The 15,282-nt window shown below is 58.1% G+C and carries 10 protein-coding genes; 3 read left to right on the plus strand and 7 right to left on the minus strand.

Annotated features, from left to right (window positions below; translation table 11 throughout):
* Nucleotides 1-512: 512 nt before the first annotated feature.
* From ntrC to glnA, 6 genes are all read right to left on the minus strand, one after another.
* A complete protein-coding gene (gene ntrC, locus H8B20_RS17710) occupies nt 513-1,949 on the minus strand; it encodes a nitrogen regulation protein NR(I) (RefSeq protein WP_042557208.1) in 1,437 nt (478 codons plus the stop codon).
* Complete coding sequence (gene glnL / locus H8B20_RS17715) at nt 1,946-3,031, minus strand: nitrogen regulation protein NR(II) (protein WP_210624043.1); 1,086 nt, start codon at nt 3,029-3,031, stop codon at nt 1,946-1,948. The genes ntrC and glnL overlap by 4 nt, the downstream gene beginning before the upstream one ends.
* A 231-nt stretch (nt 3,032-3,262) precedes the next feature.
* Complete coding sequence (locus H8B20_RS17720) at nt 3,263-3,886, minus strand: DUF4124 domain-containing protein (RefSeq protein ID WP_210624044.1); 624 nt, start codon at nt 3,884-3,886, stop codon at nt 3,263-3,265.
* Nucleotides 3,883-4,395, minus strand: a complete 513-nt coding sequence (locus tag H8B20_RS17725; protein ID WP_210624045.1) for a DUF4124 domain-containing protein — start codon at nt 4,393-4,395, stop codon at nt 3,883-3,885. The genes H8B20_RS17720 and H8B20_RS17725 overlap by 4 nt, the downstream gene beginning before the upstream one ends.
* A gap of 111 nt (nt 4,396-4,506) precedes the next feature.
* Nucleotides 4,507-6,567: a toxin-antitoxin system YwqK family antitoxin gene (locus H8B20_RS17730; protein WP_210624046.1), complete on the minus strand. Its 2,061-nt coding sequence runs from the start codon at nt 6,565-6,567 to the stop codon at nt 4,507-4,509.
* A gap of 128 nt (nt 6,568-6,695) precedes the next feature.
* On the minus strand, nt 6,696-8,102 hold the full coding sequence (gene glnA, locus H8B20_RS17735) for a glutamate--ammonia ligase (RefSeq protein WP_042557212.1): 1,407 nt from the start codon (nt 8,100-8,102) through the stop codon (nt 6,696-6,698).
* 327 nt (nt 8,103-8,429) lie between these two features.
* Here glnA and thiI point away from each other — a divergent pair, with 327 nt between their 5' ends.
* Together thiI and typA are read left to right on the plus strand one after the other, a co-directional pair.
* Complete coding sequence (thiI, locus tag H8B20_RS17740) at nt 8,430-9,884, plus strand: tRNA uracil 4-sulfurtransferase ThiI (RefSeq protein WP_210624047.1); 1,455 nt, start codon at nt 8,430-8,432, stop codon at nt 9,882-9,884.
* Nucleotides 9,885-10,023: 139 nt separating this feature from the next.
* Nucleotides 10,024-11,844, plus strand: coding sequence for a translational GTPase TypA (gene typA / locus H8B20_RS17745; RefSeq protein ID WP_042557214.1), 1,821 nt, complete (start codon nt 10,024-10,026; stop codon nt 11,842-11,844).
* A 161-nt stretch (nt 11,845-12,005) separates the two neighbouring features.
* On the opposite strand, the gene H8B20_RS17750 is transcribed toward typA, so the two are convergent.
* Nucleotides 12,006-12,443 (minus strand): YkgJ family cysteine cluster protein, encoded by a 438-nt coding sequence (locus H8B20_RS17750; protein WP_210624048.1) that lies wholly within the window; start codon nt 12,441-12,443, stop codon nt 12,006-12,008.
* A gap of 258 nt (nt 12,444-12,701) precedes the next feature.
* Here H8B20_RS17750 and H8B20_RS17755 point away from each other — a divergent pair, with 258 nt between their 5' ends.
* The gene (locus tag H8B20_RS17755) at nt 12,702-15,152 is read left to right on the plus strand and encodes a glycogen/starch/alpha-glucan phosphorylase (protein WP_210624049.1); all 2,451 of its coding nucleotides are present in this window, start codon (nt 12,702-12,704) and stop codon (nt 15,150-15,152) included.
* Nucleotides 15,153-15,282: the final 130 nt, after the last annotated feature.

Raw genomic sequence — 15,282 nt, forward strand, 5'->3', positions numbered from 1 at the left:
CTGCCTGTACCAAGGATCCCAAAAGGGTGAGCTCGTCGCTTTGCGGTGCGAGCCCGATGTAAAGAGGGGAATCCCCGGCCTGCCTGTACCAAGGTCCCCGAAACGGGTGGTGAAACGAATCACCTGTGAGAGGTATTGCAGGAGGTGTGCCAGGTTTTAATTTTTGAAAAAAAAGCAGCTGTCGGAAACACGAAAGCCCCAGATTACGGGGCTTTCGTGTTTTCGAAGTTGGAGTTTTGCAGTGGTTTCGATTTGGCTAGTCAGCCGCCGGATATGCTCGATTGCGGGTCAAAGTGCATTACGGTGGTGCACGGCTGAATTGCCCTCACCCTAACCCTCTCCCGGAGGGAGAGGGGACTGACTGAAGAATGCTGAAGAACTACGCCGACCTGAAAGTCCGAGTCGAACTCACATTTGGCAGCGACATAAATCGGCTCCCTCTCCCTCGGGAGAGGGCTGGGGTGAGGGGCAGAGATATTGAGTACACATACGGCCTCAAGCGAACGAGGTTTTTACCCCTCATCCCCCTCATCATCATCCCCGCCATCGACCTTCATCCCCAATTCCTTGATCTTGCGCGTCAGGGTATTTCGCCCCCAACCCAGCAAGACTGCGGCATCACGACGACGCCCGGCGGTGTGCTTCAGAGCCGTCTCGATCATGATCCGCTCAAATGCCGGCACCGCGCTGTCGAGCAGGTTCGACTGGCCACGCGCCAACGCCTGATCGGCCCACTGGCGCAGCGCTTGCTCCCAGTTGGTCACTGGCGCCGAATCCTGTGGCAGGTTGAGCAACTCTGGCGGCAAGTCGCTGATGTGCACTTCGCGCCCGGACGCCATCACCGTGATCCAGCGGCAGGTGTTCTCCAGCTGGCGCACGTTGCCGCCCCACGGCAGGTTCTTCAGATATTCCTCAGTCTCGCTTTTCAGCAACTTCGGCTCCACCGCCAGTTCCTGCGCAGCGCGGCTGAGGAAGTGTCGGGCCAGCGTCGGGATGTCTTCGCGACGATCCGACAGGCGAGGAATGTGGATGCGGATCACGTTGAGGCGGTGGAACAAGTCCTCACGGAATTTCCCGGCGTGCACCAGGGTTTCCAGATTCTGGTGAGTCGCGGCGATGATCCGCACGTCAACCTTGACCGGCACATGCCCGCCAACGCGATAGAACTCGCCATCGGCCAGAACCCGTAGCAAACGGGTTTGGGTGTCCGCCGGCATGTCGCCGATTTCATCGAGGAACAGCGTGCCGCCATCGGCCTGTTCGAAGCGCCCGCGACGCAGGTTGGCCGCGCCGGTGAACGCGCCTTTCTCGTGGCCGAACAGCTCGGACTCCATCAGGTCCTTGGGGATCGCCGCCATATTCAGCGCGATGAACGGCGAGGCCGCACGCGGGCTGTGACGGTGCAGAGCGTGGGCGACCAATTCTTTACCGGTGCCGGATTCGCCGTTGATCAGCACGGTGATGTTGGAGTGACTCAAGCGGCCGATGGCACGAAACACTTCCTGCATCGCCGGCGCTTCGCCGATGATTTCAGGCGTGCGGGTCAGTGCTGGCACGACCTGCAGGCCTTGCTGTTCTTGCGCATGCTGATTGGCGCGCTTGACCAGCGACACCGCTTCATCAACGTCGAACGGCTTTGGCAGGTACTCGAACGCACCGCCCTGATAGGAGGCGACAGCGCTGTCCAGATCGGAGTGAGCGGTCATGATGATGACCGGCAGCCGTGGGTGCTGCTCACGAATCCGCGCCAACAGGTCCAGACCGCTGGCGCCCGGCATGCGGATGTCGGAGATGATCACGTCCGGCTGTTGACGGGCCAGACGACTCATCACGCCATCGGCGCTGTCGAAGCTCTGGGTGGTCATGCCTTCTTGCTGCAGGGCCTTTTCCAGAACCCAACGGATAGAACGGTCGTCATCGACGATCCACACGGTTTCACTACGGCTCATGTCGATGTGGCTCCTTGTTCCAGTGGCAGAAAGATCGAGAACGTGGTGTGGCCTGGATGGCTGTCACATTCGATCAGGCCCTGGTGCTGGCTGATGATGTTCTGGGTGATGGCCAGGCCCAGCCCGGTACCGTCCGGGCGGCCGCTGACCATGGGAAAGAAAATGGTTTCCTGCAGTTCCGCCGGAATGCCCGGGCCGTTGTCGATGATCTCGATCTTGGTCACCAGGCGATGGCGGACGTGGCCGATGGTGAACTGGCGCATGGTCCGTGTACGCAAGCTGATGCGGCCCAGACGCAGCTCGTTCTGGCTGCTGATCGCCTGCATCGCATTGCGCACGATGTTCAACACGGCCTGAATCATTTGCTCGCGGTCGATCAGCACGTCGGGAATGCTCGGGTCGTAATCGCGCACCAAGGTGATGCAGCCCTGGCTTTCCGCTTCGACCAGATGGCAGACACGCTCGAGCACCTCGTGAACGTTGCACATGGCCAGCGACGGCAACTTGTTCGAACCCAGCATGCGGTCGACCAGATTGCGCAGGCGATCGGCCTCTTCAATGATCACGTTGGTGTAATCGCGCAGGCTTTCTTCCGGCAGCTCGCGGGCCAGCAATTGCGCAGCGCCACGGATGCCGCCGAGCGGGTTCTTGATCTCGTGGGCGAGGCCGCGCACCAGCATCTTGCTGGTTTCCTGCTTCGACAGCTGTGCCTCTTCCTTGGTGATCCGCAGCAGGCGATCTCGCGGGTGGACTTCCAGCAGGAGCAGGGTCGAGCCGTTGTTGAGGATCGGCGTCACCGCGTAATCCACCGTCAGGGTCTGACCGGTGAGGGCGGTGAGCATGGCTTCGCGCTTGGTGAACGGGTGCGCCTGCTCCACGGCCTGGCGCAACGAGTTGAGCGCCTCGGCGGACTCAGTGAACAGCTCACTGATGAACTGCCCATGGCTGCGCTGGCCGCTGATCGCCAGCAGCATCTCCGCTGCCGGGTTCATGTACTCGAGGCGCAATTCGGCATCGAGCAAGATGGTGGCGGTGGTCAGGTTGTCGAGCAGCAAGCGTGGGATTGCGTCGCTAATAGTCATCAAGGCCTCTTTTGGGGGCGGAGCGTGCGCAAGAAACAAGCGTGTTTAGATGGAAAATGCAAAAACCAAACCAAGGCTCCGAAAAGAAGCGTTCAACCCCTGAAACGGGCGTTTGACGCTCGTTTGCGTGGCGTTCTGCCAGCTGGAACGGGAAGTTTCGAACCAAAATGGGATGGAATGTGAGTACGGTGCAATCTATTGCACCAATATAGTGCACAAAGCTGAATGGCGTTAGAAGAAACGCAGGAAGGGATTTTTAGGCTCTTCGGGTTTGTCTTTCAGCGGACACTCGGGGCGCACGCCGTAGTCCCCAGTAACGCAGGGTTTAACCTGGCGTTTTTGCGCGAGCGAGATGCGCTGCATGTGGAAGGGCTGGTTGGCGGTGCGCTCGATGGTGCGGCCCTGAGCATCAAGAATTTCTATCGAGAGGCTATGGCTGCCACGGTCGATATTGCTCAGCGGAAAAACCGGGCTGACGCCGGGCTCGCCGGTGGCTTTGCCGTCCAGCAGCAAGCGATACAGATGGCCCTTTTGCAAGCCGGGCTCGCTGGTGATGCTGACGATCAGCTCACCGGCACTGCTGCGAATGGTCGCGTCGGGCTCGGGCACCAGAACGCGCAGCATGTCGTAATGGAACGGAGGTTGTTCCGGCGATTTTTTCGCGGTGGTCATCGGCGCAGCAGCCGTGGTGTTAGCCGGCATGCGATTGCTGGTGGCCAGCGGCACCCGCTTGGCGTTGCCGCGTGGCTGATCGGTGTAGACACGATTGCCCTGCGCATCGATATAAGTGAACACCTCGGCCGAGGCGTGCAGCGCTGTCATGGCCAGCGCGGCGATCAGCCATGCGCGGATCATGGCTTGTGCACCCGTTGCAAGGTGAAGGCTACTGGCGGGCTCTGCTGGACGATCGTTTCGCCGTCGATCACCTGCACGGCCAGACGATGTTCACCGCGATCGACATTCACCAGTTGCAGGATTGGCACGTTGCTCGGCTGCCCGTAAGGCTCGTCGTCCAAAACCAGTCTTAATTGCTGCGGCGGTTGCAGGCGCGGCTTGATCAGCACATTGACGGTGAAGGTGCCGTTGTTGGCGCGCAGGGCTTCTTCAGTGGGCAGGCCGGCCAGTTCCAGCACCTCATAAGCGGTGCGCTCAGGCTGGCGATTGTCCGTCTCGACCGCTGGCGGCGTGCTCGGCGATTGCGATTCGACACGGTTGAGCGGCGGCAACTCCACCGGCTGCGCGTCGACGCCGTCCGGGGAATGATCGCTGTACACCGTGTGGCCGTTGGCGTCGGTGTATTTGTAGATCTGCGCGACGGCGGGCAGGGCAATAACCAGCAGGAGGAATAGAAGACCACGACCCATGGGCTCGACCGATCAACAATGAGATTGGCTTGCAGCATAGGCCAGGGACGACGGTAAGCCTAACTGAGACAACATCCGCTCACACAAACCATCCTGGTTTTGACTGATTGCTCAACTACTGAAGTTGAGCATGCGTTTCTGCTTTCCGACGGGCGCTACGGTGCTGGGGCAGCCTTCAGGGCCGGGGTAGGTTTGTTTTCCGGTCTCGTCGTACTGGATCGTGCAACCGACCGGCCCCTTGTCGTAAAACGCCCGGCTTTTGACCACGCCGTTGCGGTAATAGCAAAGCTGTTCACCGGCCAGATCACCGCCGTATTCGTAGCTTTTGACTTGTTGTTGGTTGACGGTCATCCAGCTGAAGCCCACCGAGTTTTTCTGGCATTCGATCTGGCCGTTTTCGTAATACGTGCGCACGGTGATCTGGTCGTTTTCACCGATGATCTTTTCGCGGGTCTTATTGCCGGTTTTGTAGTCGTAACTGACTTCGGCTTGGCTGCTGCCAAACAAAAAATCCGTTTCGTTGGTCAGTTTGCCGTGGGTGAACGTACGAAATTTTCCACAGCGATCAATGGTCGGGCCGTTCTTGTCGAAGCGGCACCAATTGGATTCCTCATAGATCACTTCATTTTCGTCGTAGCGTTTCATCAGGCCGATAAAGCGCCCCGTTTCAAAGCGTCCAACTGTTGCAGGTGTGCCGTCGTGCAGAAAGGTCAGATAGGGACCTTCGCGCTCTCCGTTATGCCAGGAAATATCGTTTATCAGCACTTGGCCGTCGTCGCTGTAACCCAGTGATCGGCCTTCGAGTTTGCCGTTTTCGTAGGACTGCGAGTAGAGCCGTTTACCGCTTGGGCTGTAGCCCTCGCGAGTGCCATTCAGTACGCCAGCCGTGTAATGCTCGATCAACGTCAGGACACCGCTGGCATCGGTGTCGCGTAACTCGCCATCCTTTTTGCCGGCAACGAAGTTCACTGTCTGGCTGTGGCCTTTATCAGCCTTGAGCGTCCACAGACCGCTTTGCACGCCATTGTGGTAAAAACCGGTGCCGGCTTCGGTCGCCCAAGGGCCTTCGCGTTGATCGTTGATAAAATTGCCACGCACGGTAATGGTGCCAGTGATTTCTTCACTCGGGCCATCGAGTACGCCACGCCTGTATGTCTGGAACCCGGTCGTCGTGTTATCGGGATCGCCATTGTCGAGGATCGTCCAGCGCCCCTCGCGTTCACCGTCGGCATACTGGCCGGTCAAGGTCTTCGAATATTCGGTTTCGACCCATTCACCCTGTCGCTTGCCCGCCACATAGTGACCGCTGGCGGAGTATTTAGACTCTTTGGTGAAAGACCAGGCACCCACGCGCACACCTTTTTCGTATGAGCCTTGGCCGCTGATTTCGCCGAAATTGAAGGAAACCGAATCGCCATCCTCGCTACCGCTGAAAGTGACGGGCGCGGTTTCCCAGGCCATGCGGCTGACCTGGTAGTTGTAGAGCATGCGATTGCCGTCGTTAAGGGACGTATTGATGCCGCGCCAAAACGTGACGGTGAGAAAACGCCCGTTTTTTTCCTGATAGGTTTTTTTGAAATAGTACTGACCAGTACCGGGCGTGTTGATGTCGAGTGGTTTGGTCTGTTCATCGAAATAACCGACCAGCGCTCCTGCGGTGAGATCGAGTTGGTCAAACTCGGGAATGCCCGATTGCTCGTAGTAGAAGCGATAGTTGATCGGCGTTAGCTGCGCCATTGCTTTCTTGATTGTGAGGGCGTCGAGCCGCTTCTGGCCTTCGGCGATTCGGTCGAGGGCTTTTTGCAGTCCTGTGACGCGTGTGTAGAGCTGGCTGCTGGCGTCGTATTTGTAGGCGTAGATCCGGTATTTCGTTTGCTGCTTGAAAAGCACCAGGCGGATGGGATCTTCGCTGTCGAGTTGCGTCAGGAACACGGACTCGATGGAGGCCTGGCCGAAGTCATCCAGCCGTTGTGGGCTAGCCTCAGGCTTGTCGCATACGCAGTAATAGCCTTTGACGCCGCCGGCTTCTTTGATAAATGCCAGAGTGGCCGAGCTCTCCTGCAAACCCTGAATCAGCGGATGAGCCAGCGTTTTGTTTTCATAAAACTCGGCCGCGTTAACAGTCTGGCTGGCGAGGCCGGCCATCAGGGTCAGAGCCCATAACCACTTCATACGAATCCCTTCGTCAAGACGCCAGTCGCGGCGCAGAGGCGGCGGATTATCCATGGATGAGCGCGCACAAAAAAGGCCTCCCGAAGGAGGCCTCTTTTTGTCACGCCGCGTAGCGCAGCGCTACCGGATCAGCAGCTGTAGTACAGCTCATATTCCAGTGGGTGTACGAAGGTGCGGACCTTGATTTCTTCTTCGGATTTCAGCGCGATGTAAGCGTCGATGAAGTCGTCGGAGAACACGCCGCCCTTGGTCAGGAACGCACGGCCCTTGTCCAGCTCTTCCAGGGCTTCTTTCAGGCTGCCGCAAACTTGTGGGATCTCTTTGGCCTCTTCAGGCGGCAGGTCGTACAGGTTTTTGTCAGCGGCATCGCCTGGGTGGATCTTGTTCTGAATACCGTCCAGGCCGGCCATCAGCAGTGCTGCGAAAGCCAGGTACGGGTTGGCAGCCGGGTCCGGGAAACGTGCTTCGATACGACGGCCTTTAGGGCTGTTGACGTAAGGAATACGGATCGAGGCGGAACGGTTGCGAGCCGAGTAGGCCAGCATTACCGGCGCTTCGAAGCCTGGCACCAGACGCTTGTAGGAGTTGGTGGCCGGGTTGGTGAAGCCGTTCAGTGCCTTACCGTGCTTGATGATGCCGCCGATGAAGTACAGAGCGGTTTCGGACAGGCCGGCATAGCCTTCGCCCGCGAAGGTGTTCTTGCCATCTTTGGAGATGGACATGTGTACGTGCATACCCGAACCGTTGTCGCCGTACAGCGGCTTCGGCATGAAGGTAGCGGTGCGGCCGTAAGCGTCGGCAACGTTGTGTACAACGTATTTCAGAGTCTGAACTTCGTCAGCTTTCTTCACCAGGGTGTTGAACTTGACACCGATTTCGTTCTGACCGGCAGTCGCCACTTCGTGGTGGTGAACTTCAACGGTCTGGCCCATTTCTTCCAGTGCGTTGCACATGGCAGTACGGATTTCGTGGTCGTGGTCGAACGGCGGAACCGGGAAGTAACCACCCTTGATGCCTGGACGGTGACCCTTGTTGCCGCCTTCGATGTCCTGGTCGGACATCCAGGAACCTTGTTCGGAGTAGATCTTGAACATCGAGCCGGAGATGTCCGACTTGAATTTCACTTCGTCGAAGATGAAGAATTCTGGCTCTGGGCCGGCGAAGACGGTGTCACCGATACCGGTGGTCTTCAGGTATTCCTCGGCGCGGTGAGCAATGGCGCGCGGGTCGCGATCGTAGCCTTGCATGGTCGACGGTTCGATGATGTCGCACACCAGGATCAGGGTGGCGTCTTCGGTGAACGGGTCGAGAACGGCAGTTTCGTCGTCCGGCAGCAGAATCATGTCGGAGGCTTCGATGCCTTTCCAGCCAGCGATGGAGGAACCGTCGAACATCTTGCCGACTTCGAAGAAGTCGTCTTCCAGCGCATCGCGAGCCGGCATGGTCACGTGGTGCTGAGTGCCTTTGGTGTCCGTGAAGCGCAGATCAATCCACTTGACGTCATGATCTTTGATGAGTTGAACCGACTTCGACATAGTGTCCTCCGGGTGAATTAGGGCGGGTAGTGGATGCCCTTAATAGTGGTGATGCCGGCGCGAATACTCTGCCAAGGCAACCTGCCTCACAAGGGAGCAAATTGCATGCCAGTGCCCCAGCATGGGTTTTATGCCCCCTATTCACGCTTATTAAGGTGCAAAACTCCTTATTGCAGAAATTATCGCCCTCTAATGTAGCGTCTTAATCTGAAAATGACCCGTTTTGGTGCATGCAAAACCTTCTGCAGATTAACTGGTTAAACCTTGAGCAATTTCCGCTATAATCCGCGCCCCCCTTTTTCGGCTGGCCCTGCGCGCGCTGTTTTCATGAAACTAATCGTAAAAGTCTTCCCCGAGATCACCATCAAGAGTCGACCTGTCCGGACGAAATTCATCCGCCAGTTGGCCAAAAACATCCGCGCCGTGCTCCGCGATCTGGACCCGGCTGTGGTGGTGAACGGTGTGTGGGACAACCTCGAACTGGAAACCCGTGTTACCGACGCCAAAGCCCTTAAAGAGATGGGCGAACGCCTGACGTGCATGCCGGGCATCGCACACTTTTTGCAGATCGACGAGTACCCGCTGGGCGACTTCGACGACATCACCGAGAAGTGCAAACAGCACTACGGCGATGCGCTGGCGGGCAAGGTTTTCTCGGTGCGCTGCAAGCGTGCAGGCAAGCACGTGTTCAGCTCGATGGACGTCGAAAAATACGTCGGCAGCAAGCTGCGCCGTGAGTGCGGCGCCGCCGGAATCGACCTGAAAAAGCCGGAAATCGAAGTCCGCATGGAAATTCGCGACAAACGGTTGTTTGTCATCCACAGTCAGCACAACGGCATCGGCGGTTACCCGCTCGGCGCTTTGGAGCAGACGCTGGTATTGATGTCCGGCGGCTTTGACTCCACCGTTGCGGCCTACCAGATCATGCGCCGCGGCCTGATGGCGCACTTCTGCTTCTTCAATCTGGGCGGTCGTGCCCATGAATTGGGCGTGATGGAAGTCGCGCACTTCATCTGGAAGAAGTACGGCAGCTCGCAACGCGTGCTATTTGTCAGTGTGCCGTTCGAAGAAGTGTTGAGCGAAATTCTCGGCAAAGTCGATAACAGTCATATGGGCGTCGTATTGAAGCGTATGATGTTGCGCGCGTCCTCTGTCATCGCCGATCGCCTGAGCATCGATGCGCTGGTCACCGGCGAAGCGATCTCCCAGGTATCGAGCCAGACGCTGCCGAACCTGTCGGTGATCGACTGCGTGACCGACAAGCTGGTGCTGCGTCCGCTGATCGTCGCGCACAAACAGGACATCATCGACACGGCCAACGAAATCGGCACTGCCGATTTTGCCCGGCACATGCCGGAGTACTGCGGGGTCATCTCGGTCAATCCGAAGACCGCCGCCAAGCGTGGCCGCGTTGAACACGAAGAGAAAGAATTCGATATGGCGGTGCTCGAGCGTGCGCTCGCCAACGCCAAACTGGTCGCCATTGATCGAGTCATCGATGAATTGGGCCAGGATTTGCAGATTGAAGAAGTCGGCGAAGCGCTGGCCGGTCAGATCGTCATCGATATCCGTCACCCGGATGCCGCTGAAGACGAACCGCTGGAGCTTGCCGGCATAGAGGTACAGACGATGCCGTTCTATGCAGTGAACGCACGTTTCAAGGAACTGGACCCTACTCGCCAGTACCTGCTGTATTGCGACAAAGGCGTGATGAGTCGCCTGCATGCCCACCATTTGCTCAGTGAGGGGCATGCCAATGTGCGCGTTTATCGACCGAGCTAAGTGCCCGGGGCTGTTTGCCTGTGGCCTGCGTCACCGGCCCCCCGACACCGCCGTCAAGCTGTAACGGCCATGCCGGACACTACTGCTAATCGCTGCCAAGACTTGTCAGCAAACCGAATCCTCTGATCGAGATACACAAGTGATCGAAAATCTACGCAACATCGCCATTATTGCCCACGTTGACCATGGTAAAACCACCCTGGTAGACAAACTCCTGCGTCAATCCGGCACTCTGGAGCGCAACGAGCTCAACGACGAGCGCGTGATGGACTCCAACGACCAGGAAAAAGAGCGCGGTATTACCATTCTGGCGAAAAACACCGCCATCAACTGGAACGGCTACCACATCAACATCGTGGACACCCCGGGCCACGCCGACTTCGGCGGCGAAGTTGAACGTGTAATGTCGATGGTTGACTCCGTTCTGCTGCTGGTTGACGCTCAAGACGGCCCTATGCCGCAAACCCGTTTCGTGACCAAGAAGGCTTTCGAAGCCGGCCTGCGTCCGATCGTGGTCATCAACAAGGTTGACCGTCCAGGCGCGCGTCCGGACTGGGTTCTGGACCAGATCTTCGACCTGTTCGACAACCTCGGTGCTACCGAAGAACAACTGGACTTCCAGGTTGTTTACGCCTCGGCCCTGAACGGCATTGCCGGTCTGGATCACACCGACATGGCTGAAGACATGACCCCGCTGTACCAAGCGGTAGTCGACCACGTTCCAGCGCCAAAAGTTGACCGTGAAGGTCCGTTCCAGATGCAAATCTCGGCACTGGACTACAACAGCTTCCTGGGTGTTATCGGCGTTGGCCGTATCGCTCGTGGTAGCGTCAAGCCGAACACTCCGGTTGTTGCTATCGGTGCCGACGGCAAGAAGCGTAACGGTCGTATCCTGAAGCTGATGGGTCACCACGGTCTGCACCGTATCGACGTTGAAGAAGCTTTCGCAGGTGATATCGTTTGCGTCAGCGGTATGGACTCGCTGTTCATCTCCGACACCCTGTGCCACCCGGACACTGTCGAGGCGATGAAGCCTCTGACCGTCGACGAGCCAACCGTTTCGATGACCTTCCAGGTAAACGACTCGCCATTCTGCGGTAAAGAAGGCAAGTTCGTGACGTCCCGTAACATCAAGGACCGTCTGGACAAAGAGCTGCTGTACAACGTTGCTCTGCGCGTTGAAGAAGGCGACACCGCTGACAAGTTCAAGGTTTCCGGCCGTGGTGAGCTGCACCTCTCGGTACTGATCGAAACCATGCGTCGCGAAGGCTTCGAACTGGCCCTGGGCCGTCCGGAAGTGATCATTCGTGAAGTAGACGGCGTCAAGCAAGAGCCGTTCGAAAACGTGACCATCGACATCCCTGAAGAAGCTCAGGGCAAAGTGATGGAAGAGATGGGCCTGCGTAAGGGCGACCTGAGCAACATGGTGCCGGATGGCAAAGGCCGTGTGCGTCTGGAATACAACATCCCTGCTCGTGGTCTGATTGGTTTCCGTAACCAGTTCCTGACCCTGACCAACGGTGCTGGCATCCTGACCTCGATCTTCGATCGCTACGACACCGTCAAGTCGGGCCACATGTCCGGCCGTCAGAACGGCGTTCTGGTTTCGGTTGAAACCGGCAAGGCTCTGACCTACTCCCTGGAAACCCTGCAGGCGCGTGGCAAGCTGTTCGTTGAACACGGTCAAGAGATCTACACCGGTCAAATCGTCGGCCAGAACAGCCGCGACAACGACCTGGGTATCAACCCAACCAAAGGCAAGAAGCTCGACAACATGCGTGCTTCGGGTAAAGACGAAACCATCGCTCTGGTTCCACCAGTGAAGTTCACTCTGGAACAGGCTCTGGAATACATCCAGGAAGACGAGCTGTGCGAAGTTACTCCTAAGTCCATCCGTCTTCGCAAGAAGATCCTGGACGAAAGCGAGCGTACCCGCGCTGCCAAGAAAGCCAAGATCTAAGTATTTAGTTCAGGCTGAATGAAAACGCCCCCGGTCGCGAGACCGGGGGCGTTTTTGTTTGTCTGGAGTGTAAAAAGCAAAAAAGATCGCAGCCTGCGGCAGCTCCTACATTGGAACGCATTTCCCTGTAGGAGCTGCCGAAGGCTGCGATCTTTTGATTTTTAGAACTTCTCGATCGCCCGAAAATTCTGCTCGCGCACCACTTCCTTCGGCTTGTACGCGCAGTACCCCGGCCGTGGGCCAACCTTCGGGTGGTTGCGGCAAGTGTCCGGGCGTTTGTCATAAATGGTGCACAGGCGGCTCTTACGATCCAGGTAGTAGCAATCGTTGTTGCTCATGCGCTGGAGGGTGAAGATGCCCGACTTCTGGTTGAAGCGTTCAACCAGGCCTTCCTTTTGCAAACGCTTGGCGATGTTCTTCGGCGGATCGCCCAGCTCGAACTCGTCGACCACGCCGATGCGCACCAGATCCTTGATCTTGACCTCGACCGGCAGCGTGCAGCAGCTGGAGATACAAGAGCCACACATCGGGGCCGTATATTTGGCCCACGTATCGAGACGATCGATCTCGGCGGCGGCAATCAGGTTAGGCTTCATCATCGGGAGTTACCAGGCGTGTGCATCAGGGCGCGCGATCATACCGGGACTGGTGGATTTTTGAACAACCTTTCGCCAGATTTTTTCTGCATGCAGGCATTTTGCCGAACAATTCGGCACGGCCCCTGCATTCATTAGCTCATCCGCCAGGGTAATGCCGGGCCATCTCACTGTCTCAGGAAATACTGCCGAACCAGAGCCTCCGCCGTCGGTCAGACCGTCTAGGCTCAGACAATTCCCCGCTCGCCCGAGGTCGTATCAATGACTCAAGAACCACTAGTTCGCGAAGCAGAGGTGGCCGCATTCCGCGACGCCGTCTTGACCAAACTCACCTACGCGGTGGGCAAAGACCCTGATCACGCCTTCGACCATGACTGGTTCGAAGCCATTGCGTTGGCCGCGCGTGATCACATGGTCGAGCACTGGATGGACCACACCCGGCAGATCTACCGCAAAGGTCAGAAGCGGGTGTATTACCTCTCGCTGGAATTCCTCATCGGCCGCTTGCTCTACGACAGCCTGAGCAACCTTGGCCTGCTCGATGTGGCGCGTGAAGCCCTGACCGAACTCGGCGTCGATCTTGAGCGCATCCGCCTGCTGGAGCCCGACGCAGCGCTCGGCAACGGCGGCCTTGGCAGACTGGCGGCGTGCTTCATGGAAAGCATGTCGACCCTCGGCATTGCTGGCCACGGTTACGGTATTCGTTACGAACACGGTTTGTTCCGTCAGGCCATTGTCGATGGCTGGCAGCAGGAGCAGACCGAGCACTGGCTGGATTTCGGCAACCCGTGGGAGTTCGAGCGTCCGGAAGTCGCCTACCCCATCGGCTTCGGTGGCAGCGTGGAAACCGTCATCGATGCCAACGGCCAATCCAGGCAAGTCTGGTCACCCGCCGAGACCGTCCGCGCAATTGCCTACGACACACCGGTAGTCGGTTGGCGCGGGGCGAGCGTCAATACCTTGCGCCTGTGGCGTGCGCGGGCGATGGAAGATCTGCACCTGGAGCGTTTCAACGCTGGTGACCACCTGGGCGCTGTCGCTGAAGTGGCCCGTGCCGAAAGTATTTCCCGCGTGCTCTATCCGGCGGACAGCACGGAGGCCGGGCAGGAACTGCGCCTGCGTCAGGAATACTTCTTTGTCGCCGCCTCGTTGCAGGATTTGCTGCGTCGCCATCGCAACACGCACACCTCGGTGTTGACCCTGGGCGATCACGCCGCCATCCAGCTCAACGACACGCACCCCTCGATTGCCGTCGCCGAACTGATGCGCCAATTGGTCGACGTCTACGACGTGGCCTGGGATGCGGCGTGGCAGGTGACGGTCGATACGCTCTCGTACACCAACCACACATTGCTGCCCGAAGCGCTGGAAACCTGGCCGGTCGGCTTGATGGAACGCATGCTGCCACGGCATATGCAGATCATTTACCTGATCAACGCCCAGCACATCGATTCGCTGCGCGCCAAGGGCATTCATGACTTCGACGTGCTGCGCGCGGTGTCGTTGATTGAAGAGGACAACGGTCGTCGGGTGCGCATGGGCAACCTCGCGTTTCTCGGTTCGCACAGCGTCAACGGCGTGTCCGGGTTGCACACGCAACTGATGCGCAAAACCGTATTCTCCGAGCTGCACAAGCTTTACCCGGAGCGGATCAACAACAAAACCAACGGCATCACCTTCCGCCGCTGGCTGTACCAGGCCAACTCCGAGCTGACGTCGATGCTGGTTGATGCCCTCGGCCCGGACCTGCTCGACAACCCTGAAGAACGCCTGCTGGATCTGGAGCCATTCGCCGAGAAACTCGCGTTCCGCAAAGCCTTCGCCGAACAACGTCTGCACAGCAAAAAAGCCTTGGCCTATCTGATTCATGAACGGCTGGGGGTCGCGGTCAATCCGGCGGCGATGTTCGACGTGCAGGTCAAACGGATCCACGAATACAAACGCCAGTTGCTTAATCTGCTTCACACCGTGGCGTTGTATCAGGCGATTCGCGCTGAGCCGGAAGTCAACTGGGTGCCGCGCGTGAAGATCTTCGCCGGTAAGGCGGCGGCGAGTTATCACCAGGCCAAGTTGATCATCAAGCTGACTAACGATATCGCCCGGGTGGTGAACAACGATCCGACCGTGCGTGGCCTGTTGAAAGTGGTGTTCCTGCCCAACTACAACGTCAGCCTCGCGGAGAGCATTATTCCGGCGGCGGACCTTTCGGAGCAGATTTCCACCGCCGGTTTCGAGGCGTCGGGCACCAGTAACATGAAGTTCGGCCTCAACGGTGCGCTGACCATCGGCACCCTCGATGGCGCCAACGTGGAGATGTGCGAGCGTATTGGCGCCGAGCACATGTTCATCTTCGGCCTCAGCGCCCAGCAGGTTGAAGCGCGCAAACAGAACCACGAGTTCAGCGCTGCGCCGGACATCGCGGAGTCCCATCGCCTCAACGACGTGTTGCAAGCGATCCGCAGCGGTGTGTTCTCGCCGGATGACACTTCACGCTATACCGGGCTGATCGATTCGCTGGTGGACTACGACCGCTTCCTGGTCTGCGCCGACTTCGACTCCTACTGGGAAGCACAGAAGCGCGTCGAAGCGCATTGGCATGACGCTGATAACTGGTGGCGTTCTGCGGTGTTGAATACATCGCGGATGGGCTGGTTCTCGTCCGACCGGACAATCCGCGAGTACGCCACGGATATCTGGAAGGCGCTGGAGTAATTTTCCGCAACAAAATGTACGCAAGGCCCAACGGTTGTTGGGCCGGATCGATATACTGAGCGCCGGTCAGTGCTGGTTCAGGCACAACACAGCCACTGTGGGAGCGAGCCTGCTCGCGAAAGCGTTGTCA

The organism is Pseudomonas sp. P42, assembly GCF_017973755.1.
Taxonomy (GTDB): Bacteria; Pseudomonadota; Gammaproteobacteria; order Pseudomonadales; family Pseudomonadaceae; genus Aquipseudomonas; species Aquipseudomonas iridis.

What these genes read in the sequence shown, in the direction of transcription:
- ntrC (WP_042557208.1), bottom strand. Translation starts at nt 1,949, where the DNA reads ATGAGCCGTAGTGAAACCGTGTGGATCGTCGATGACGACCGTTCTATC.
- glnL (WP_210624043.1), bottom strand. Translation starts at nt 3,031, where the DNA reads ATGACTATTAGCGACGCAATCCCACGCTTGCTGCTCGACAACCTGACC.
- H8B20_RS17720 (WP_210624044.1), bottom strand. Translation starts at nt 3,886, where the DNA reads ATGATCCGCGCATGGCTGATCGCCGCGCTGGCCATGACAGCGCTGCAC.
- H8B20_RS17725 (WP_210624045.1), bottom strand. Translation starts at nt 4,395, where the DNA reads ATGGGTCGTGGTCTTCTATTCCTCCTGCTGGTTATTGCCCTGCCCGCC.
- H8B20_RS17730 (WP_210624046.1), bottom strand. Translation starts at nt 6,567, where the DNA reads ATGAAGTGGTTATGGGCTCTGACCCTGATGGCCGGCCTCGCCAGCCAG.
- glnA (WP_042557212.1), bottom strand. Translation starts at nt 8,102, where the DNA reads ATGTCGAAGTCGGTTCAACTCATCAAAGATCATGACGTCAAGTGGATT.
- thiI (WP_210624047.1), top strand. Translation starts at nt 8,430, where the DNA reads ATGAAACTAATCGTAAAAGTCTTCCCCGAGATCACCATCAAGAGTCGA.
- H8B20_RS17750 (WP_210624048.1), bottom strand. Translation starts at nt 12,443, where the DNA reads ATGATGAAGCCTAACCTGATTGCCGCCGCCGAGATCGATCGTCTCGAT.
- H8B20_RS17755 (WP_210624049.1), top strand. Translation starts at nt 12,702, where the DNA reads ATGACTCAAGAACCACTAGTTCGCGAAGCAGAGGTGGCCGCATTCCGC.